A 24,024-nucleotide genomic window follows, 5' to 3' on the forward strand; every position below is an offset into this window, starting at 1 on the left:
AAGAAAGGTTGATTTTGCCCGTGAAGTCCCCGAAAGCGTGGTCAGCGGTAAAAAAGCGAGCTTGATTTTCCCCCGTGAAGTCCCGAAACTATGTGAATGGTAAAGCGGAATAGTATGAAGCTAAATTAAGTGTACAAAAGTTTACAAAAAAATTCAAAGTTAAAATCCCGGAAAGGCAGAATTCTGAATGGTCTAAGACATTGCGGGACGGTACGATTGGACCGTTTGCGAGATACTTTATGACTTGATGAAAGGAACTAACCGGATTAATAGAAAAATAATTTTGTTTGAACAAAAGTTACCGTTAAACAGAAGAATAAAAAGTAGTGTTTTACTTTTTACAAAAAATGGTATACAGGACAATTTTCCCCTCATAGGATAAACCGACTGGTTATTTAGATGTGGTGGGGGGATTGGTTTGAAGAAAAGATGGTTTATGCTTTTGGTAGTTGGTTTTCTCATGTTTTTCAGTTTAAATGTTGGAGTTTCCACTAGTTATGCGGCGACGGGAAGCAAGTTGATTATCATTAATAAGCAAAACAATCAACTAGCTTACTATGCTAACGGCAAGCTGCAAAAAATATTTAAGGTTGGAACAGGGAGGACCCGCACCTTAACGCCTGAAGGCAAGTTTAAAGTTGTAAACAAAATTGTTAACCGTCCATACTACAAGGGTAAAATTCCAGGCGGTGACCCTCGAAATCCGCTTGGCAACCGATGGCTCGGTTTAAATGCACGAGGAACATGGGGAACCACTTACGGGATACACGGAAACAATAATCCTAGCTCCATCGGCCATTATGTCAGCAGTGGATGTGTCCGGATGTATGATCAGGAGGTAGAATGGCTGTTTAAACAGATTCCTGTAAATACGCCGGTCATTATTACTTCCTCGGGTAAGTCCTTCAAATCTATCGCAGCCACTTATGGATATAAGGTCACAGGGGGTGAGAAATTTAACCCAGGTACTACAAATTCAACCATCCTAAAACGAGGAAGTAAAGGTACAGCTGTAATTACACTTCAGAAGAAGCTAACCTCACTGGGATATAATACAAAAGGGATTGATGGTTCTTTTGGACCAAACACCGAAAAAGCGGTTCGCCTTTTCCAGAAAGACCGTCATCTAACAGTAGATGGGATTGTTGGACCAGCAACGAAAAAAGCATTAGGAATAAAATAGTTTCGAAGCTGAGCTGCTCAATTTGTTGAGCAGTTTTTTTTCTAAAAAAATTCATCTTTGCACTCAGGTGGGGTACTATTTCCCCCAATACTGATACCCATGGTGCAGTGAATATCGTATTAGAGTGCTGTTACAACAGTAGCGGCCTTTTTTGAATCCCTAAAATATTTTGACCCAATCAATTGGCCACAAATAATATAGAAGCTGTGAATTTATGTGGATAATCATTCCAATTTAATAGGAATAAAGTAACTTTTCCAAATAAACGGTCATCAGATGACCACTCTTAAATAAAATATTTAACATAAACAAATGAAGGGAGTGAGATAAATGCATGCCTATATTATTCTTCAGTTTCAATTTTAAAAGGGTATAGAGCATTCTCTTATAAAAAAAATTTAAGAATTCTTTTAGTGGAAAAATCCTATACAACGGATTATTTAAACAAAATAAAGGTATTAATGGGGGGACTAATATTGAATCAAATAACTTTAGACGAAGCACCATTAAATAGCTTTCATAAACGGGTTGTTGCGTTTACAACAGGGGGTATGTTTTGTGATGGTTATATCCTGGGCATGATTGGATACGCAATGGTTTTATTAGGTCCACAAATGAATCTATCTCCATTTTGGTATGGAATGATTGGGAGTTCAGCATTAATAGGTATTTTTATAGGAAGTTTATTATGTGGCTGGTTAACAGATCGAATTGGAAGAAAACTTGCCTTTACAATTGATCTAATATTGATGTTAGTATTATCTATTTCCCAATTTTTTGTTACAGACCCAACACAATTATTCATTGTTAGATTATTATTAGGGATTGCCATTGGGGCTGAGTACGCAATCGGGGCGGCACTTATGGCGGAGTTTTTGCCCAAAAAACAACGAGGAAGTCTGCTTGCCTGTCTTAATGCGGTATGGACATTGGGGTTTGTCGTATCTGTAATTGTTGGATACTTTATGCTTAAAATGGGAGGCGAAAATATCTGGCGGTGGATGCTTGCCAGCAGCTCTATTCCTGCATTTATTGTTTTAATTTTAAGATGGGGGGTCCCAGAATCTCCTCGCTGGCTTATCAATAAGGGCAGGAGAGAAGAAGCTGAGAAAATTGTTAAGAAATATATTGGAACAAATGTTGTAATTGATGATTTAGTCATTGAAGAAAATATAAAAACTAGTTATCTTGAACTTTTTTCAAAAAAATATTTGAAACGAACCATCTTTTGCTCCGTATTTTGGTTTTGCCAAATAACTCCATTCTTTGCTATTATCACTTTCGCCCCACAAATCTTAAAAACATTTAACCTTTCTGACGATGGTTTAACCGGTACCCTCATATTGAATTTATTTCAATTAGCAGGGGTGATTTTTGGTGTTTGGATTATGGATAAGGTGTCAAGACGTTATTTTATGATCATATCCTTCGCTATTCTAATCCCTTCACTATTTATTTTAGGAATAGTGCCAAATCCAGGTACTTTTATCTTAATTCTCTGTTTTGCTGTATTTTTGTTTGTTGTAACTGCAGCAGGAAATTTAGAGTATGTCTACCCAAGTGAACTTTTTCCCACACATATTCGTTCTACCGGCGTTGGGTTTGCATCAGCTATGTCAAGAACGGGTGCAGCTGTCGGAACACTTTTGCTGCCAATGGGAATTGAAAGATATGGAATCGGGGTAACATTATTAATTGGTTCTGGCGTCTTAGTAATTGGTTTTATTACCTCTGTTTTATTAGCACCAGAAACAAGAGGGTTATCCCTAAACGAGGCATCGCTTGTTTTGGATCAACCAGCAAATAACAAGATGTAAGTTTTGAAGAAATATAGGTAGTAAGGGGGAGATATGTTTTGAATGCAGATGTAGCGGTAATTGGTGTAGGGACAATGGGAAGTATGGTGATGTGGCAGCTTGCCAAGAGGGGAGCAGCTGTTATTGGGTTTGAACAATTTGGTATTGGTCATGACCGTTCGGCAGCAGGGGGAGAGTCACGTCTTTTTCGTACGGCAGGTTATGCACCTCTAAAAAATACAAATTCGTTATTCGTTCCAATATTATTAGAATCTTACAATCTATGGAGAGAACTTGAAAAAGAAACTGGCCAAGATTTACTTACAATAAATGGCGGTCTCATGATGGGTAATCCTGATGAAGAGTTTGTAAAGAATATCATGGAGGCCATCCATGAGTTTCAACTAGATCATGAAATATTTGAAGGCGAATCCGCCAAAAAGAGATTTCCGCAACATCGATTATTGGATGGAGAAATCATGGTTCTTGATAAATTAGCAGGGTATATCAGACCTGAGCTTTCAGTTGTTACGGCATCTAGACGAGCAGAAGAATTAGGTGCAGTTATTCATAGGTATACATGCGTGGAAGAAATAGAACAAGAGAATGAAAGAGTGCGGATTAAGGCAAACGGGAAGAATTATTATGTTGGAAAAGTTGTCATTTCTGCAGGACCTTGGACAGGAAAATTCCTTCGTAATGTAAAGAAATCAGTCATTACTCCTAAAAAAATTGGTATGACTTGGTATCCATCAAAAAATATCAGTTTATTTAAACCTGACCGTTTCCCAGGCTTTATGAGAATAAGTAATGGTATTAATTTCTTCGGTGTTCCAACCATCGATGGAACGATGGTAAAAGTAGCACTTAATACTTTATATGGTGACATTGAGGACCCTTATCATGTTGACAAAAACATTGCTATTGATGAACTTGAAACGATAAATAGTGCTGTTCAAAGTTTTCTGCCAGATTTAATCCCAGAGCCAACCCGGGTAAGTGTCCATATGGATGGTTATACGGAGGACAATGATTCAATGGTTGGAGAAGTACCTGGAATGAAAAATGTATTTGTTATAAGCGGCTTTTCCGGCGGAGGTTTTAAGATGGCACCAGGTATGGGGAAAATCGGGGCGGATTTAATATTAGATGGAAAAACATACCATAATATTGATCATCTATCTCCTTCCAGATTTTAAAAACTATGGACCGTAGACCATAGTTTATAATAAAAAAATCAACCCAAGGTCACAATTCCTGACCTTGGGTTATTTTGTGTTCTTGCTTCCAAGTTAGAAAAGTTATGTCTTTTTACTCAATAAAGTCTATAAAACATAGGACAATATCACTGTAATTATTCAATTCTAGAAATCCCGAAAATATTTAAAAAACATCCGAATATACTTTATTAATTTTAGTCAGAAAGGAGGAGACCTTTTGAATACCCATGGACACGAGGATGTCAGTACAATCGCGGGAATTCCTCTGCTTGAAGAGGCGTTTGGCAAGGATATGAAGAGCATCAAGGCCCTTCATTTAGGTAATTGGCTGACGGATGTCAGCCAGGTCATTGATCCTGTTACCTTTACATCAGGGGCCAATGGGCTAAAGGATGGTATTGATTCTATTATTGATAGAATCAAAAAACCGATTGATCAGACACTCGACGAATGGTCGAGTACTTTGTTTGAGATTGAATGGATAGATGGGAAGAAAATTTTTAAGCCTTTAAAAGTAGAACTGAATTCCTTTGTTCAAGATTTAAAATCCGAACTGTATAGCTTGATTGATTTTTTTACTGGTATGCATACAAGCCAACGTGATTATCGGATTGCCAATTGGTTCAGAGATGCATTTCTTTTAATTGGTTATTTCAAATTTGTCCATCCGGAAGCGCCAGGTTGGCCAGAACGGATGAACTTTGATTGTTTTATGAGTGTGTTTGGCCGAAAAGATCAATTGTTTTCAACCAATAATGCGGCAGACCGGCCTGGTTCTTTTACGCAATATTATCCTCATGAACATTTGGATCGACCAGAAATATTGGGGGTGAAGGGGCCGAAACTCTATGAACCTGGCAGACAGGAGCGCCATTTTCCTTTTAGAGTGGAGCCCTCAAAGCATCCGGGTCCGCGCTCTTCTAAGTTGAGGGAAAAAATTGATCCAGACCTTTATTCCTATCTTCGGGATTATATCCAGATGACGGCAGGCTTGCTCGCGGAAGTAGATTTGGAATTCGAACAGGTTTTTAAAAAAGGGATACCGCGAGATCATGATCCAATATGGCATCTTACCCTAGCAAAATTAGGACATGCCTTGCATCAAGTAGAAGATTTTTTTGCACACTCAAATTGGTTTGAACTTGCCGCCAAAACGATGGGACAAGAATTCCTAACAAAACTCATTCCGAAAAAGACCAATCTTGAAATGATTGATAGATTATCCACTGCCTATCAGAAGAGACTGAAGCGGTACTTGACAGTTCCGATGGAGGATTGGCATCAGCACCCAGATGAAGAGTGGGTGGTTTCGGGATATTTTGATATGCAAGATTCCTTCATTTCAATTATGCATCTTGCCCAGGAATTAATCGGCTGGGATGCTCCAGATCCTTATGCGCAGATTCATGAAGCTGTTCAAACAGTAAAGGAAACGGTTGAAAAACCTAAAACAATCTTGCAAAAGGTACAAAAAAAGCTTCAGGAAACAATGGATTTCATCACGAATCCTAAAAAAGCATTGGAAGATCCAGAAAATGAGATTGCTAAATGGCTGGAAGAAACCTTTGGAAAGGATGCTAAGAAACTTGTTCGCCCAACCGTATCTAGAAAGATAGCCGAAAAAATCGCAAAGGAAACTGATTTTTTTCGGGATATGCCGCCAGAGGTCTTAGAGGCCTTTTTAAATTTGATTGTGGAAGGCACCAGGAACATTACGTATTTAAAATGGGAGAAAAATTACTATGAAACGATAAAAACTCTGACTGAGTTTTACCAAGGACCAGCCGCTTGGGTGAGAAAGTGGATTCCGGAGAAGATCAAGGAAAAATTGTTTGATGTCGCAAAATTTTATGGGTTCGACCGTTTCTATGATTTTATAGGTGCCGGAAGAATTGGCTGTCATTCCCTTATGGCAAAGGATCATAAAGACGCACCGTTTTATGAAAAACAAAAAGAATGTGCCACTGCTGTCCATTGGTATATTGTCAAAACAATGCTTAGGTGGAAAGAGAAGAAAGATGCAGAATATATTAACTGGCTGGAACTTTTAGAATATTTTTTAAAAAATCCTCTTCCGCCAAATGAAAAATCGTATATAATCACGATCCCCGTCACCATTGTACATACGGTAAAGTACAAAGAACAGTTAAAATCTGACGAACTTCACTATTCATTGGAAGATCTGTATAAATATCGATCAGTTAATCCTAGTCAATTTTCATGGAAATCCATCGCGGATATTAATTTTAACACGTATGGTATGTCCTTGGAGGATACTCGGAATGCCATTAATCAGATTTTAAAAGACAGAAACTGGGGAACCAAGGTAACCCACCCGAACTATGCCTTTAAACCAGGTTTGAAAATATTCATTCCACAGCAAAAAGCAAAATTGAAGATTTATAGCCTGCCAGATGATCAGAATCCTTGGTTTAAGGCGGTTTTGGATAAAGGCTGGAAAGTGTTTAAGGGGTATGAGGATGATGATTCTGGAACTTCTCAGCCGCCGATTGAACATCATACACCAAAGAAAATCTCTATAAATGAATTGAAAACGCAAATCGCTCATGCAAAACGGATGCGAATGGAGGCCCGAGAAAAATACCGGCCATCTTTCAGACAAAATTGATAAAAGAGGGGAAGAATACGTTTGAAAAAAGAAGAAGTATTTAAATTTGTCAATGTCCGTCCAGTGCTTCAAAGTCCTGCTCAAAAGGTGGAGCAATATTTTGTGGCTTACGATAAACAGAATCTCCAGAAATCACCGCTTCATACTCAAATCCTGACATTAAAAGGGGAGAACGCCAGAACGGCTGCGGATGAATTAGCTAAAACGAAATTGCTGCAAAATAAGGACATTCAAACAAAAGTCCAAACCGTATTAACTGCTGTTAAAAAGGCTTCTGAAGCGCCAACTGTGGATCAAGCCAAAAAAATTCTGCAAGCAAATTTAGGTCAAGAGCTTTCCAATTATTTAAAACTATATTTAAAACCGATTAAAGACTTAGTTTGGGATATCCTGTATTCTCATGCATTACTTCCATCACTAATGCCAGAACAGCGGGCAATGGTCTATGATTCGGCACGTGCGATTCACTTTTTGGAACTTCTCAGTGTTCAGGCTCTTTCCGAGAAACCATTAAGCTATCCGGAATTATCGAAGGTTAGACCGACTATTCCAAATGATTTATTCATTCAAAATGCAGTGAACAATACAGCCGAAACCGCCCGTGCGGCTAATGCGGCTGTTGAACTGGATAAAGTATATAAAGATCTAATGGAGATCAATCAGGCAATTGTGGATATTAAAAAAGGACAACAGTTGATTTTAGCAAAAGATTCAGCTAATACTTTGGAATTTAGCAATCAAAATAATACCGGTAAAATAACGATTTCACCGAAATTGAAGGATCTTAAACTAGAGGTTACTGAAGGGGTTCAACCCATTCTATTAGACGGAACACACGATGTGCAACAGGATCAATTAGTCATTCATAAAAAACTCCCTTGGTTATTTGAGTCGAATAATGAAAAGCCAATCATGAAAAAGACACAGGAGTTTATTGCGAAACGCAAACATATGGAGGGACTTGAAGTCCAGGAAGTTCTAACTAATTTAGAGCAAGAAAAATATGATCTTGTTACAAATTATGTGTCAAAATTGCCACAAGAAACACTTAAATATGTGCTGAATAATGAGAAGTTCTCCACTTTAGTCAAAGATGTGGCTGTCCCCAATTATTCGTTAACAGCAGGATCTGCAACGCCGCCACCAGGCCGGCCGTTAGGTCCAGAGCCGGAAATTAAACCTCTTGGCATTGGTGATTTGCTCATCGTTAAGCAGGAGCTTCAGTACTATGCCGCGGGGGAAGTCGCCCATATTGAAAATGTAATGAAATCGGAATTCAAGAACCGTACCCACACACGTATGAACGAAACCGAAGAAACGATCATTACCGAGACAGAACAAATTGAGGAAAATGAAAAAGACTTGCAGACAACGGAACGGTTTGAACTGCAGAAAGAAGCCCAAAAGACAATTGAAAACAAGATGAGCCTCGAGGCAGGTCTATCGGTTACAGCCGGGTATGGGCCCGTGTCTGTCACAGCTAACGCAGACTTTGCCATCAGTGAAACCACTTCTGAATCCAATAAAAATGCCTCAAATTTTGCGAAAGAAGTGACCGAAAAGTCGATATCAAAGATTATGAATAAAGCCAGAGAAGAACGTACCCGTAGAACGTTGCAGCGTATTGAGGAAAAAAATGAACATGGTTTCGATAATAAAACAGGAAAGGATCATATTATTGGTGTTTATCGCTGGGTAGATAAATATTATAAGGCAAAACTGATCAATTATGGCCGCAGGATGATGATTGAATGTATTATTCCAGAGCCGGCCGCATTTTATTTAGCCCTCCAAACCCAGCATGCAACAAGCACGCATGGTTTGATGAAACCAAAAGAGCCGCTTGTATCAGGGCGACAGCTTAAACCTAGTGATTTGACAAGATATAACTATACCACTTTTGTATCTCAATACAATGTAGAGGATGTTGAACCGTACCCAGCAGATGTAGTTCGAGTATCTGCTGCGTTTGCTGAAACAGTATCTAATGAAGAAAAAAATAAAAGTTATGGAAAAACTTCGGAAAAGCTTGTGATCCCTAAGGGGTATACATGTTCAAGTATCTACGGAAGATTTAACTGGTTTGGTTATGAAGGCAAATATTTTGAATGCTTTGTGGCAGGGGGGAAATTCCCTAGTACAAGTGGTTCGGGGATAGAAGGCGTCATTCCCATATCGATCATGGCTTGGGTTACCTCTTTTCATGTTAATCTCGTGGCAACCTGTACTCTAAAGACGGAGACAAAGGAAGCTTGGCAGCTAAAAACCTATCATGCGATCATGAGCGCATTTGAACGGGCATTAGCGGAATATAACCAACAGCTTGCCGCTTTACAGATCCAATCCGGGGTAAATATTCAGGGAAGAAATCCTGAGCATAATCGAAAGATTGAAAAGGACGAATTGAAAAAGGGTGCTATGCGCCAGCTGACTAATAATTTTTCAAAGACAAAAGTCCAGGGGAAGATGTTATTCAATGAGAAATTTGATGCCATGAAGGCCAATGGGGATTATGGTTATCCTGAATTCGATGTGAATGAATCGATTATGGAAGGAAAAATCCAGCAATTTTTTGAGCAGGCATTTGAATGGAAAAATATGACGTACTGGTTCTATCCCTATTTTTGGGGGCGTAAGAGCGAATGGAAAAACATCTTCCCGCTGAATGATACTGACCCTCAGTTCACCGATTTTATTCGGGCAGGTTCAGCGAGAATTATCATTCCTGTTCATCCCGCCTACAATGAAACGGTCCTGCATTATCTCGCAACCAAAGAAATCTGGAACGGGGGCACGCCGCCTACATTAAATGATCCGTTGTTCATTTCGATCGTGGAAGAACTAAAAGCGTCATCCAATACTGATATAGATGGCGCCTTAAATGCCTGTTCACTGGACTCCGGCTATCCATGTGTGGTAGACGAATGGGAAATAAAACTCCCAACCTCGCTCGTCTATTTACAAGAAACATCTAAGCTGCCAGATTTCAGAACACAACCGTAAATAATAGGTAAAGTTCTAGAAATGATTTTTCTAAGGGGGAATCTTATTGGCAAGACTTTCTTTTGATGCGGGACATGGCGGATCTGGTGTAACCCCCGGGAAAAGAACCCCGGATAATGAATATGAATGGGATTTTAATAATATTTTAGTTTGCTCTGCCATGAACTATTTAGACCAATATGAAGTAGAGTTATTACGAGTAGATGATCCATCAGGAAAAACAGATATCAATTTAAATCAAAGAGTCAAAAATATTAATCGGTTTAATCCGGACTTTCATTGCAGCTTTCATAACAATGCATATACCGGCAAATGGGGCAGCCATAGTGGTACGGAAACGTATACACATATGAATAGTAGTTCCGAAGCTAAGAAAGTTGCTGCAAAAATCCAAGATGCCGTTGTAAACGTATTGGGGACGAAAAACAGAGGTACCAAACAAGCAGATTTTCGAATATTAGAATGTGCTGCGCCTGCTTGTTTAGTCGAATTCCTCTTTATGGATTCAAGAAGTGATATTAACAAATTAAGGAACGAAAAACTGCTCAAACAAACAGGGGAAGCTGTCGCAAAGGAATTGGCGGAACATTTTAAGTTAAAGAAGAAACAAGAACCTAAACCTTCGCCTATACCAGACAAACTCCATAAAGTGCAGATTGGCGCATTTAAAGAAAGAGCAAACGCTGAAAGTCTTGCAAAAAAAGCTAAATCTAAAGGATTCGACACATTTGTAGTGTTCGAAAACAATCTTTGGAAGGTACAACTTGGTGCATTTAATCATTTTGATCATGCAGATGCATTAGCAAAGAAAGCAAATAAGAATGGTTTTGAAGTGTACCTCTCATAAAGAGAAGGAATTTTTTAAAATTTATACCCTAAACTGATAAGGATGAACAGAATAACAGGAGGGTTCCAGGTATCCAAAGAAGAGGATTGCAAGTAAGTTTTATTTGAAAGTAAACGACTGATGATGTCGGATATTCGTGAACCGGACGATTTTTGTTCGGTTTTTCTTAATTTATAGGAGTGGTTTTGTAATTTTCCGAAAATATTGAACAATAAAAACCTTCATGATAAACTCAATAATAACAACTATAGTTTACTATTCAACATGACTAATCTTCCGAAAATATCTTGATCAGCTGGGGAGGTAATGATGTTAGTTCAAAAAGTTATCGGCCAAGATCTAACGGATCGTAAAGAAATGCATCATTTTGTACAACAGTTATCAGAAAAGATTGATGACTTCCTTATTCTCTGTATCTATGAGCAGGATGATAAATTAAAAAATGACAAAACTTTAAAGCTGAACCAAGTAAAGACGCTGTCGGATTTGCCTATTTATACCGACACATATGCTGCAAACTCTTTTATTATTTGGGAACGAGTATATCAAGAGAGTGCTCAAATATTTAATAGCCTGCGTTTGATGGCAAGAAATCGATTAATCTGGCATATCGCCGAAAACATTGTCGCTTTTCTTTCAATAAAATATAAAAAGGTTTCTCTTGTCTTTTCCTCGATTTCTCAAGATAAAGAAAAGAAAAAACAGTGCGTCCAATATATAGAAGAAATCATAAAAAGAGACACCTTTTTAGTCGATGAGGATGTGTGGAATGATTTTTGTAAATGGTTCCGCATTCATTTGACCGAATGGGTGCTTGAAGAAATGATCCAATCCATGGGCAATGCTCGACTGGCCGCTATGGAGAAAAAGGAATTAAATGAACTGTTCTATCAATATATTTCCTCGAATTTAGCAGATAATAAGCAATTTATTGTTAAATTTACAAGCATTGTAAATAGTTATACCCTAGACTGGATAGACAAAATTATTACAAGCTTAGATCTACATAATTGTTCTATTCAGCAAATCGAATCTTTATTTGGGTTAAAGGGAGATCCATCTCTGTCTGGATTTCCAGCTGTACCTTCCACCGATGTATTCAATTTCCCATTAGCAGTAAACGACTATCTATTTGTCATGAATAATGCACCATACCAAGCTGTTCGTGAAGCTTTGTATAAGAATAATTTTTATCAAATGGAAGAAAAGCTTTGGCCGGCTGCTCCACTAGTAAAAGGAAATCTCGAAGGGGTTCTTGAACTGAGGCCGCTTATCAGAGGCAACTGCAGCCAAACTGATTCTATTGTGAAAGAGACGTGGGAGGAAGTTAAGGGATTATCAGATTTGGAGGCAGATATATTTGACGTCCTTTGTTCAATTTTTTTATTTAAAGCAAAGCATGCCGATGAAATCGTTGAAATTGAGTTGGATGACCTGCTGGCTATTCGCGGCCTTAAGGCAAAATTGAATGGCGATGGGCGGCGCGGCGGTTACGAGGAGAAGCAACGTTCTCAAATCGTACAATCACTGAAAATGATTCAAAAGTTGTGGATTGATTTGGATAAGACGGTTGTATATGAAAAGGGAAGGCCGTTAGAGACTAAACTGCAAGGACGAGCTTTTCTTTTTGTCGATCAACACGGGAAAGAACTGCTTATTTCAAAAGCTGCGATTCCGCAAAAAATAAGGTATAAAGTGGATCAAGTCTTTGCTCGATATCTTTTCAAAACAGGGAGGCAGGTTGCCCTCCTTCCATTAAAGGTATTACATTATGATCCTTACCGGAGAACGTGGGAAAAGAGACTGACAAGATACCTAAGCTGGCGCTGGCGAATTCAAGCAAGAAAAGGGGACTTTTTACAGCCCAATAAGGTAAGCACCATACTTGAGGCAATAGGCATACAAATCAATAAACGTACACCTTCCCGAACGCGTGAAAGATTAGAGACAGCCCTTGATACTCTCCAGCATGATGGGCTAATTGCCTCTTGGGAATATGAGAAATGGGACGAGTCTATCGCTGATCAAAAGGGCTGGGGCCGAATTTGGGTGAACACGTTAATCACCATTCAACCACCTTTACTTATTAAGGAACAATATCAATCCATCAAGAGAAACAAGCAGGGGCACAATAGAATTCCTTCGCCAAAAGAAACATTTGAAAATGTTGATGAACGGCTCGGCATACAAATAAGAGGAGTAAGGGAACGACTCAATTTGTCCTTGAATCAAGTTGCCGAAGAAGTGGAGATTTCTCCCGCCTATTTAAGTCATATTGAAAGAGGGATAAAAATCCCTTCGAAAAAAGTTCAATTAAAACTAATGAGATGGGTCGAACAATGTTCGTAACAAAAGGAACCTTATGCATACAAGTGCATAGGGTTCTTTTTTTTTGCAAAAAAAGTCTATCTTCTTCAATTGTCGAGGATATCGTGAAGGATTGTCGGGGCAATGGTGGACAGAAAAAAATTTAAAAATTTTTTCTTTATTGGAAGGAGGCGGTTTTTCTGTTCATTTTTTTCCTTTTTTACTCCCTAATAAATTTAATTATATTAGTAGTATTTTTTTCGGAATATTTAAAAATCATTTTGTATCATGACAAATAAGGTCGAAATATCGAAATGGAGGTAAAACATGAAAAATGAAAGCGTTACCTTATCTAGTTTAGATGCATTATTGTATCCGCGTTCTGTCGCTGTTTTAGGAGCATCTCAAAATCCAAATAAGCTTGGTTTTATCCAGGTAAAAGCTTTATTGGATGGGGGATTTGCTGGAGAGATTTATCCCATTAATCCAAAGGCGGAAGCGATCGCGGGGTTGACCTGTTATCCTTCATTGGCCGATGTTCCTGGGCCGATTGATTTGGCCATATTCTGTGTTAGTGCGGATCAAGTACAAGGAAGTCTTCATGATTGTGCCAAAAAGAAAGTAAAAGGGGCGATTATTTTTGCCTCGGGATATTCCGAAATCGGTGAGGAAGGGGCAAGACAGCAAGCAATGATGGCCGAGATTGCCAAAAAGAATGGCATACGCTTAATCGGGCCTAACTGTGTTGGTTTGGTGAATACACTCAATGGTCTAGTTGGCACTTTTTCACCAGCCGTCATGAGTTATCCATTAAAGGATCAACGTGCCGTAGGATATGTATCTCAAAGCGGTGCCTTTGGCGTTCTGACCTATATGGCAGCCGCACAGCACGGATTGTCATTTAATTATTTTATCACTGTTGGAAATGAAGTAGATACAGAATTTGCCGACTTCGTTGAATATATGATTCACGATCCAAAGACAAAAGTGATAAGCGGTTATCTAGAGGGGGCTAAGGACCCTGCCAGACTGCGTAAACTAGCGGAGGAAGCCCTGACGTGCAATAAACCGATTGTTGTCATGAAAACAGGGCGCAGTTCAGCCGGAAGCCGGGCAGCCGCCTCTCATACAGGTTCATTAGCTGGATCCGATCAGCTCTATGATGCCTTCTTTAAACAAACTGGCATTGTCAGAGCGAATGACTATGAAGAAATCATTTCATTCTCAAAGCTCTTCTTATCCGGTAAGTTGCCAACCGGACGAAATACAGTCATCATTACCAGTTCTGGCGGCCGGGGCATCAATGAAGCCGATCGCTGTGAAGCGAATGGTCTCCACATCATCCCGCTTAGCGAAAAGACAAAAGCAAGGATTAAAGAATCTATACCACCATATGCAAGTACATCCAATCCAATTGATTTAACGGCGGCAGCATCTGTCACGAATCCTGAATTATTTATCGCACCAATGAAGGCACTTTTGGATGATCCAGAGGTTGATAATATCATTTTCACTGAGTTCCCAATGAATTGGGGAGAGAATCACCCGTTGCTGCAGGAATTTATTCAACAATGTAAAGCGTCAGATAAGTTTGTTCTAATTGCCACCTTCCCATTACAGGGAATGTCGATCCCGAAAGGTGCACCCGAACTTGAGAAGAACGGGATTCCGGTCATCCCGGGTAATTTAAATCCAATTAGTTCGCTCGCCAAGCTGGTGGCCTATAGTGAGAAATACCGTAAAAATAAATTAGCCTCTCTTCAGGAGGATCAAAGAAGAAGCGGCGGCTCAATTGAATCCAAACAATTTATTCACAATCTATTAAAACAGGGGAAGACCCTAAGTGAGTTTGAGGCAGGTCAAGTGTTAACACAATATGGCATTCCCACTGCAAGAAAAGCACTGGCAGTAACAGTAGAGGAAGCTATTCAACATGCTAATGAAATCGGTTATCCAGTCGTCCTAAAAATTGATTCCAATCAAATTTTGCACAAAACGGAAGCAAACGGCATTCGCCTCAATATCAAGACGGATGAAGAAGTTAAAAAAGCTTACGAAGATATTCTTCATTCGGCAAAAGTGTATAAACCAGAAGCAGTTATAAATGGGATTTCTGTTCACGAAATGCTCCCGAAAGGTACAGAAGTAATTGTTGGTGTTTCAAATGATCCTGTTTTTGGGCCAGTCATCATGTTTGGACTGGGAGGAATCTTAGTTGAAACGTATAAAGATATCTCTTTCCGCTTAGCCCCGATTACAAGGCAGGATGCGATGGAGATGATTGAGGATATAAAAGCAAGGGCGATTTTAAAAGGAGTCCGCGGACAGGCACCGGCAGACGAAGATGCGATCATAGATGTTTTATTACAGGTCTCAGATCTTATTACAGATGCCGGTAGTTTAATAGAAGAGCTGGACATTAATCCTATAATCGTTTATGAAAATGGTCTGAAGGCAGCAGATACCTTAATTGTCAGCAAATGTGAAGTCCTTGAAAAAACAGAGGTTGGAGGGTAAGAGGATGGAATTAGATCAAAGCATCATCGGTTTAACGGGACCGGTTTTTACATTCGAGGTGGACAAAAGACATATTCGCCAATTTGCTCAAGCGATTGGAGATGATAATCCGCTTTATACAGATGAGGAGTATGCAGCGAAAACCCCCTATGGCGGGATTATTGCTCCGCCAACTTTCCCAATCGTCATTGGTTCAGAGGGAGAAGGGATTTCATTAGATTTAGATCCGAAACGAATGCTGCATGGCGAGCAGGAATTTCTTTATACTCGTCCGATTAAACCAGGAGACCGCCTTGTTTGTCAAATGAAGGTGACAGATTTATTTGAGCGGGAAGGAAAAAGCGGCAAGATGCAGTTTTTAGTACTGGATACAGAAATTAAGGATGAAAGTGGAGAGATGGTTGTTGTCAGCAGGATGAATATTATTTATCGGTCGATACAACAGCATGTGTAATGTTCATTTTTTAAGGCACTTTTCTAAAAGTTTGTTGTGATTTTGGATTCGCCGATAAAATTGAAAATTCGCCGATAAAGTGGTTGGAATCGCCGATAAAATCGTAGTTTCGCCGATAAACTTACGAGAATCGCCGATAAAATATATTATTCAGTTTCTATCTGTGATTTCTATCCATATTTACTTGATTTTTAACTACATTTTTTACGAAAACCGCCTTTTTAAGAAAACAATCATAGGAATTTTTCCAGAAGGAAAGGAGCGAGTAACGTGCTTAACTTTGTAGATTTGTATGAGGGAAAGGAACTTGAGCCGTTGGTAAAACCAGCTGTTACAAAGGTTCAATTAGTAAAATACGCAGGGGCATCCGGTGATTTTAACCCGCTGCACACTGACGATGAATTTGCCCAAAGTATTGGAATGCCAGGGGTGATTGCCCACGGTATGCTTGTGATGGGATTCCTAGGAGAGTATGTCAATCGTCTAGCTGGAGAAACAGCGGAACTAACGAATTTTCGTATGAGATTTGGCGCTATCACAAGACCGGGTGATCAAATCAGCTGTTCTGGTAAGATTACAAGCCTATACGAGGAAGAAGGACAACAGTTTGCCCGTCTGGAACTGTCGGCTGAAAAAGCACCAGGGAAAGTGGTTGGATCTGGTCAAGCTAGTTTACGGTTTTTTTAATAAACAATCAATATTGATTTCGAGCGGAAATCATCAGCTAAGGTTAACACAGCGAATAAAAAAGGAGTGTTCGTATGGCAAATATTAAAGATCGCTATGCCATTGTTGGGGTAGGAGAAAGTGAACGTTCAAAAAATTCCGGGACTACTCCATTGCACCTGGCATTGGACGCAGCAAGGGCCGCGATTCAAGATGCCGGACTAGAAGCAAAGGATATCGACGGATTTATGAGCTACAGTGAGAATGACTCATGTACGTCTCACCAATTGGCCACTTATTTGGGGGTCCGACCTAAATATGTGAAGGATATTATGGGCGGCGGCAGCAGCACTGAGATGTTGATTGCGGATGCCATTGGTCTAATTGAAACAGGGCAGGTTCAAACAGTCCTCATCTACCGTTCCATGAATGGTCGTTCTGGAGTCAGAATGGGCGGCGGCGGCTGGGATGTTAATATGCTGCAATCCGCTATTGAAGGCGGCAGCTTTATTATTCCATATGGCGCTGGTAGTCCTGGACAATGGTTTGGGTTATTTGCTACCCGTCATATGCATGAAACGGGACTGACGAAAGAACATTTAGGACATGTCTGTGTGAGTTTTTATGAGCATGCACAGCGAAATCCAAAGGCGTATTTTTACGGGAAGCCATTAACGATGGAGGAATACTTACACACACCTGCACTAAGTACGCCATTTAACAAACATGATTTTTGCTTAGAGTCTGACGAAGCCAATGCGATTATTGTGACGTCTGCTGAGAGGGCAAAGGATTGTAAATCAAGACCAGTGTATATTATGGGCATTGCCGCTAGACAGTGTGTGTCACATGCCCATTATTGGAGCGATTTATCGGAGGTTGCCTCCGACTATGTTGCGGCTGATGTCTATAAGAAAGCTGGCGTAAAGCCGTCGGATCTGCACGTGGCATCTATTTATGATTGTTATTCCTGGGTTGTTTTACGGCAGCTAGAGGCATACGGAATTGCTCCTCGTGGTGAAGTAGGGAACTTCGTAGCGGAAGGAAACCTGCGGATGGGCGGAAAACTGCCTAGCAACACGGCCGGCGGAATGTTGTCTGAAGGATATACGCACGGAATGAATAATGTACTCGAAATTGTCCGTCAAATCCGTCATGACTATAAAGGGACAGACCGACAAGTAGAAAATTGTGAAATTGGTCTATGTACCGGCTGGGCGGGTCCAGATATTGCCGGAGCTATGATTCTACGAAACTAGGAGGGAAATCGATGGGATATCAAAAACCAATACCATTAAAAACGCAGGATAATCAGCCATATTGGGACGCGGCCGATCGTCATGAACTCGTCATCCAAAAATGTGAAAGCTGTCAGAGCTATTCACATCCACCTGGCCCAGCCTGTGCCAAATGCGGCAGCACCGAACTGAGCTGGCAAAACCTTGGCAGTGAGATAAACGGAACGGTTTACTCGTATGTCACCTCTTACCGCCCATTTCTTCCAGGGTTTCAGGATGACCTGCCGCTCACCATTGCCATTGTGGAGCTTGAAAAGACTCCAGCAGTGCGAATTATTGGCAATATACTTAACTGTACTCCGGAGGATATCCAAATCGGCATGCCGGTAAAGATGGCCTGGCAGGATATTACCGATGATCGGTCTCTGCCCCAATGGATCCCTGTATCATAACTGAAAAGGAGGAAGGAAAATGGATTTTTCTTTTACAAAAAAAGAAGAGGCCTTTCGTGAGGAACTTCGAACCTGGCTCGAAACCCATTTGCCGGCTGGGTGGCTGGAAGGAAATCGACAGCTTCCAGAGGATTTGAATGAGTATTCTGCTTTCTTAAGAAACTGGCAAAGGAAATTATATGAAGGCGGCTGGGCAGCGATTGCTTGGCCGGAAAAATATGGCGGCAGGAACGCCACGTTAATGGAAGAGATTATCTATCAGCAGGAAATGGTACGCGTAAAGGCTCCGCCGCTTGTCAATTATGTGGGGATTCATATGGTAGCTCCTACACTTATGCAAATCGGAACGGAAGCACAAAAGGAAGCGTATATCCACAAAATCTTAACAGGTGAAGAGGTATGGTGTCAGGGCTATTCTGAGCCGAACGCAGGCTCCGATCTTACCGCGATTCAGACTACGGCCATCAAAGATGGAGACAAATGGGTGATTAACGGTCAAAAGGTCTGGACGAGTTTTGGGCATCTGGCCGATCGCTGTTTTCTGCTGGCTCGTACAAGCAAAGGTGAAAAGAAACATAAAGGGATTACTGTTTTTCTTTTAGATATGGACCAGCCTGGCGTGGAGACGCGGCCGATTATTCAGATGGACGGCAAACATGATTTTAATGAAGTGTATTTAACGGATGCCATTGCCTATGATGCCGATATTGTCGGAGAAGTCGATGAGGGCTGGAGGGTGATGATTGCCCTATTGATGCACGAACGGACAGGGATTGGCGGGCAAGTATTTACCCTCGAGCAGCAATTTGCAGATTTAGTCGTGTTAACAAAAGAATTGCAGGAAGACGGACGTCCTTTATTAAAACAGCCATTTGTCCGGAAAACAATGGTCGATCTTTATGCACGGACTCGCGGGTCTCTGTTAAATTATTATCGCAACTTAACGAAGACGTTGAAAAACGGCCAGCCCGGTGCAGAGGGCTCTATGGATAAATTGATTGTCAGCGAATTGACAAAGGATCTGTTCGCCCAGTCGATTTCGATGCAAGGACACCGAGGGCTTTTGTGGCAAGAGGACGCCATTTATGGTGATTCGTATTGGCAGGAGAACTATTTGTATTCATTCGGTATGACCATTGGCGGGGGAACGAGTGAGGTTCAGCGGAATACGATTGCAGAACGAATTCTTGGACTGCCAAAAGATATGGGACGCTAGAAAAATTGGAGGTGACAATGAATGGACTTTTCATTAAGTGAAGAGCAAGAAATGTTTGGAAATTACGTGCGGAAATATTTAGCGGATAAGGGAGAAACGAAAATTGCCCGTGAATTTATTAAGGGGAATACAGAGCACTATCAATCTATTTTTTCAGGTTTGGTGGAATTAGGGTGTACGGCTATTAATGTTCCAGAAGAGCATGGAGGAATGGGACTAGGTGCATTGGATCTTGTTCCTGTCCTCGAAGAAATGGGAAGGAATGTCCTGCCTGGTCTGTATGTTGAAACCAATGCCTTTGCGGTGCCTATTCTTGAAAAGTTTGGAACAGAAGAACAGAAACAAAAGTATCTTCCTGGAATTGCTGAAGGATCCCAAACCTTCTCTATTGCCTGGCTTGAGCCTGGTGGGAGCTACAAGCCTTCGGATATTAGAATGACGGCGAAGATAGAAGGCGAGGACATTCTATTAAATGGAACGAAATCATTAGTCCCTGATGCAAGGTTAGCGAGCAGCTTGATTGTACCTGTCCGGACGGCCGGGGAAGAGGGGAAAACCGGTATTTCACTTGTGATTCTTGATTTATCCGATCAAACCCAATTACGCGGTCAAAAGAATATCGATGAATCCCGGCATTTAGCAGAACTAACCTTGGAGGATATCAGAATTGATAAAGGGCAGTTATTAGGTCCATTACATCAGGGCTGGGAAGTTTTAGAGGAAGGGTTGCTAGCAGCGAATGCAGCACTTGTTTCCATCATGGTAGGCGGAATGGACAAAGTCGTCGAGATGGCAGCAGAATATGCAAAAATCCGGGTCCAGTTTGGACAGCCAATTGGAAGGTTTCAGGCGATTAAACATCGGATTGCGGATATGAAAGTAGAGCTTGAGACTGCTAGGTCCCTTGCCTACTATGCCAATTGGGCACTAGAGACTGAGGCAGAGGACCGGGTTCAAGCTATTTTCTCTGCTCGTCTGTTCGCTGCCGAAGCTTTTAACAGGGCTGCAGGTCATAATGTCCAAATACATGGCGGTATCGGGTTCACTGAGGAAATAGATTGTCACCTGTTTGTCAAACGCGCCCGTTTTTATGAAAATTACCTAGGAAGCAGTTATGATTATTATCAAAAGGCCGCGTCGGCTTTAGGCTGGTAAAAGGTAAAAGCAGCTTACTGCTAGCTGCATGATAAGGAGGGAAACGATTGGAAACGGTTAGTTCAATTCGTGAGTTTCATAATCTTATTAATGGGGAACTTGTACCAGCTTCGTTCGGAAGAAAAATAGATAGTATCAATCCGGCAAATGGGAATGTGTGGGCAAGGGTTCCAAGCAGTACGGCAGAAGATGCTGAAAACGCAGTCGCTGCTGCGAAACAGGCCTTCCCTAAGTGGGCCAGGTATTCCGCAATGGAACGGGCCGCTTTTTTAAGACAAATAGGCGATCTAATTGCTCAGCATGGAGAAGAGTTAGCCATGCTGGAGACGAACGATTCCGGCTGGGTAATTCGTGAAACGAGCTACGGATTAATCCCTGCTTTGACAAGTATTTGGTATGATGCGGCTGGGGCCACAGCTATAGCGAGTAAGGGAGAAACGATTCAACTAAGCCCAACCAGCTTTGGCTATACATTGCGCGAACCATTGGGAGTGGTTGTTGGAATTCTCCCATGGAATGCTCCGCTCTTTACCTTTACGATCAAAGCGGCTTACGCACTTGCTGCAGGTAATGCAGTAATTATCAAGCCATCGGAGTTTGCCTCTGTCTCCAGTTTACGGTATGGGGAAATTTTGAATACCATTCTTCCTCCGGGAATTTTAAATGTCGTCTCCGGTGATGGGGAAGTGGGAGAAGCCCTAGTCAGCCACAAAGAGGTAAACCGGGTTACGTTAACAGGATCTGGGAACACAGCAAAAGCGATCGTCCGCTCCACAGCACAAGCACCAAAACCGCTTACGTTTGAGTTAGGCGGCAAGTCCCCAAACATTGTCTTTGCGGACGCAAACATTGAAAAAGCCGTGGAAGGTGTAACTACCAATGGGATTTTTACTGGGAATGCCGGTCAAATTTGTGTAGGCGGCTCAAGAATTCTCATTCAACGGCCTATTTTTGAAGAAATGGTTTCGTTAATGAAAGAAAAAATGAGAGAGGATCTAAGACTTGGAGATCCATTGGATCCATCTACCACCATGGGTCCAATCGCAAACGAAATTCAATATAACAAGGTACGGAATTTTATTGAGATAGGTGTTCAAGAAGGGGGAACCCTCATCGCTGGCGGCCGTTATGGTGAAGACGCGCTTTCAGTAAAGGATGCAAGATTTTCAAATGGCTATTGGGTGGAGCCTACCTTGATCCAGGTTCAGCGGAATTCCCTTCGGATTTGCCAGGAAGAGATATTTGGACCCGTTGCAACCGTCATGTCTTTTGAAACGGAGGAAGAAGCACTAGCAATCGCAAACGATACAAGCTTTGGTCTTGGAGCCGGTGTTTGGACAACGAATTTAGCCTGCGCCCAGCGAATGATTAAAACCCTGCAGGCTGGAAATGTATGGGTGAATACGTATCGCCGGGTCGGTCCTGAATTACCGTTTGGCGGTGTAAAGGAAAGCGGTTTTGGCAAGGATTCCATCCTAGAAAACACACAAGAAAAAACATGTGTAATTGAGGTAGAGTAAGCATTGGGACAACGATCGAGTTGTCCTTTTTTAAACGAATAAGAGATGGTCCTAAAGAGGGCAAACGAGGGGGTAAAGGAATGGAAGAAAAGGTAATTAGAAAATCGTTTCATATTTTATGTCTGGGAATACTTCTTGTTGTATTTGCTGAGGCCACACATATTCCCGCCTATCCGAAAATGCTAGAGCATTTTCAGTTAGGTGCCGGATATTCTGTTTATATGCAATTAGGTTTTGCTTTAGGCCTTACAGGCTTCCAGCCATTAATGGGATGGTTGTCCGATTCCTTTGGACAAAAAATAGTCATTTTGATCGGAGCTGTGCTCCTTGCTATTGGCTCTCTATTCATTGCACTTGCTCCATCCTTTTGGGTCCTGGTCTTTGGTCTTTTTTTAAAAGGTTTTTCTGGCGCTGCTGTCATACCGGCTGGTGTAGCATTTGTAGGAAAATATTTTCCCAAAGAACAACAAGGGAAAATGATGGGCATCTATGGATTTTATACTGTCCTCGGCGGCATAGCGGGACCAATTGTAAGTGGTATCTTCGTAGACCGTTTCGGTTGGAATGCGATCTTTTTCCTTTGCAGTATTTTAGGTGTTATTTCTATCTTACTATTTGCGTTCGGGGTTCCATATGCTAAAGGGGTGAAATCCGCTTCATTTGACTTCTTGGGTGTACTCTTCGTGTTCTTATTATTAGGCGGTCTCCTGACTGTTCCTACCTTCATTAACCATTATGGTGTAGATTCTTGGATGTGGGCGCCAGCTTTGGCGGTTTCCGTCGTATCGTTCCTCTTATTATTAGTAGTTGAAAAAAAGCACAAAAAGCCTTTGCTCGATATCCACTATGCTAAGACGCGCACCTTCTGGGTCCCTTCTGTCATTGCGGTGATCATGTATATGTCCTTTAGCAGTGTTATGTATGTGTTAACCTTCTTTGTCCAAAGTGTTCAAGGGAAGCCCTCAACGATTGTTGGGTTGTTGCAATTCCCACTCTTTTTAACAATGGCATTGGCGAATATCATCAGCGGCAGATTAATGGCTAAATGCACTGCCCGCAGGTTGATTGGGGTTAGTATTGGGCTTTTAATTGTCGGGGTAGGCATGTTATCTATCGCAAGAATTGATACTTCGTTTCTCTATTTATTTATTGCCATGAGCTTCATAGGTACGGCCATTGGAACAGTTGGCCCTGTCGTCAAGTCGGTGATTGTATCGAAAGCAGCTCCTTCCCGTTTGGGAGTCATTTCTTTCACGTATATTACGATTGAGAATGTCGCTTCCCGTGTTGGTGCGTCCTTTGCCCTTGTTACGTTTGCTTTGTTCACAGCGGGTGGAAATGCTGCAGGAGCACTTTCTAGTACCGCCATATTATTAACAGTCTATACGGCTGTTTCGTTTTTGTTTTTACTACTCCTTCCAAAAAAACATCCTGACCAATCTACAGCGTTACCAGAAGAGACTGAAACGATTCCTTTATAGGGGATGAAGTATTGCATACTTGATGAATCCGCCTTATTAATATTTACCGGTTTCATGAAAAGTTGGCGAGGGTATGTGGCTAGCAGGGAATTCAAGGGGTGTTGAATGGGGAAGAAAAGAAAGATCACAATGAGAAAGGGTCATCTGCTTTTTTATTTGTAATTATAACAACATACCCTTACAAAGGAGGAAATAATCATGGGACGAGCAAATACAATAGAGTGCTATTTATAAAAGTGAGAGGTTGATTTTGCCCGTGTAGTCCATGAAACTGTGTCACCGGTAAAAAAGAGAGCCTGATTTTGCCCGCGGAGTACTTGAAAGCATGGTGAACGGTAAA

General features: G+C 41.1%; 16 protein-coding genes. All 16 read left to right on the forward strand.

The window, feature by feature from the left end; all coding sequences use genetic code 11:
• Positions 1-418: 418 nt before the first annotated feature.
• Positions 419-1,183: a L,D-transpeptidase family protein gene (locus IE222_RS22570; RefSeq protein ID WP_223282855.1), complete on the forward strand. Its 765-nt coding sequence runs from the start codon at positions 419-421 to the stop codon at positions 1,181-1,183.
• Positions 1,184-1,659: 476 nt separating this feature from the next.
• A complete protein-coding gene (locus IE222_RS22575) occupies positions 1,660-3,000 on the forward strand; it encodes an MFS transporter (RefSeq protein WP_223282856.1) in 1,341 nt (446 codons plus the stop codon).
• 38 nt (positions 3,001-3,038) lie between these two features.
• Positions 3,039-4,178, forward strand: coding sequence for an N-methyl-L-tryptophan oxidase (gene solA, locus IE222_RS22580; RefSeq protein ID WP_191276641.1), 1,140 nt, complete (start codon positions 3,039-3,041; stop codon positions 4,176-4,178).
• Between the two features lie 238 nt (positions 4,179-4,416).
• Entirely contained in the window at positions 4,417-6,828 is a 2,412-nt protein-coding gene (locus tag IE222_RS22585; protein ID WP_191276642.1) for an HET-C-related protein, read from the forward strand.
• 21 nt (positions 6,829-6,849) lie between these two features.
• Positions 6,850-9,831 (forward strand): hypothetical protein, encoded by a 2,982-nt coding sequence (locus IE222_RS22590; protein WP_191276643.1) that lies wholly within the window; start codon positions 6,850-6,852, stop codon positions 9,829-9,831.
• Positions 9,832-9,877: 46 nt separating this feature from the next.
• Positions 9,878-10,678, forward strand: a complete 801-nt coding sequence (locus IE222_RS22595) for an N-acetylmuramoyl-L-alanine amidase (RefSeq protein WP_191276644.1) — start codon at positions 9,878-9,880, stop codon at positions 10,676-10,678.
• Between the two features lie 309 nt (positions 10,679-10,987).
• On the forward strand, positions 10,988-13,027 hold the full coding sequence (locus IE222_RS22600) for a helix-turn-helix domain-containing protein (RefSeq protein ID WP_191276645.1): 2,040 nt from the start codon (positions 10,988-10,990) through the stop codon (positions 13,025-13,027).
• Between the two features lie 285 nt (positions 13,028-13,312).
• Positions 13,313-15,502 carry an acetate--CoA ligase family protein gene (locus IE222_RS22605; RefSeq protein WP_191276646.1) on the forward strand — a complete coding sequence of 730 codons (2,190 nt, stop codon included), beginning with the start codon at positions 13,313-13,315 and terminating at the stop codon, positions 15,500-15,502.
• A 4-nt stretch (positions 15,503-15,506) separates the two neighbouring features.
• Entirely contained in the window at positions 15,507-15,956 is a 450-nt protein-coding gene (locus IE222_RS22610) for a MaoC family dehydratase N-terminal domain-containing protein (RefSeq protein WP_191276647.1), read from the forward strand.
• A 270-nt stretch (positions 15,957-16,226) separates the two neighbouring features.
• Positions 16,227-16,643 carry a MaoC/PaaZ C-terminal domain-containing protein gene (locus IE222_RS22615; protein ID WP_191276648.1) on the forward strand — a complete coding sequence of 139 codons (417 nt, stop codon included), beginning with the start codon at positions 16,227-16,229 and terminating at the stop codon, positions 16,641-16,643.
• Between the two features lie 74 nt (positions 16,644-16,717).
• Positions 16,718-17,881 (forward strand): thiolase C-terminal domain-containing protein, encoded by a 1,164-nt coding sequence (locus IE222_RS22620; protein ID WP_191276649.1) that lies wholly within the window; start codon positions 16,718-16,720, stop codon positions 17,879-17,881.
• An 11-nt stretch (positions 17,882-17,892) separates the two neighbouring features.
• Positions 17,893-18,312: a Zn-ribbon domain-containing OB-fold protein gene (locus IE222_RS22625; protein ID WP_191276650.1), complete on the forward strand. Its 420-nt coding sequence runs from the start codon at positions 17,893-17,895 to the stop codon at positions 18,310-18,312.
• 19 nt (positions 18,313-18,331) lie between these two features.
• Positions 18,332-19,528 carry an acyl-CoA dehydrogenase family protein gene (locus IE222_RS22630; protein ID WP_191276651.1) on the forward strand — a complete coding sequence of 399 codons (1,197 nt, stop codon included), beginning with the start codon at positions 18,332-18,334 and terminating at the stop codon, positions 19,526-19,528.
• Positions 19,529-19,549: 21 nt separating this feature from the next.
• Positions 19,550-20,683 carry an acyl-CoA dehydrogenase family protein gene (locus IE222_RS22635; RefSeq protein ID WP_191276652.1) on the forward strand — a complete coding sequence of 378 codons (1,134 nt, stop codon included), beginning with the start codon at positions 19,550-19,552 and terminating at the stop codon, positions 20,681-20,683.
• A 47-nt stretch (positions 20,684-20,730) separates the two neighbouring features.
• Positions 20,731-22,203, forward strand: coding sequence for an aldehyde dehydrogenase family protein (locus tag IE222_RS22640; RefSeq protein ID WP_191276653.1), 1,473 nt, complete (start codon positions 20,731-20,733; stop codon positions 22,201-22,203).
• A gap of 80 nt (positions 22,204-22,283) precedes the next feature.
• On the forward strand, positions 22,284-23,684 hold the full coding sequence (locus IE222_RS22645; protein WP_191276654.1) for an MFS transporter: 1,401 nt from the start codon (positions 22,284-22,286) through the stop codon (positions 23,682-23,684).
• Positions 23,685-24,024: the final 340 nt, after the last annotated feature.

The sequence above is a fragment of the Neobacillus kokaensis genome (genome assembly GCF_014656545.1).
Taxonomy (GTDB): Bacteria; Bacillota; Bacilli; order Bacillales; family Cytobacillaceae; genus Neobacillus; species Neobacillus kokaensis.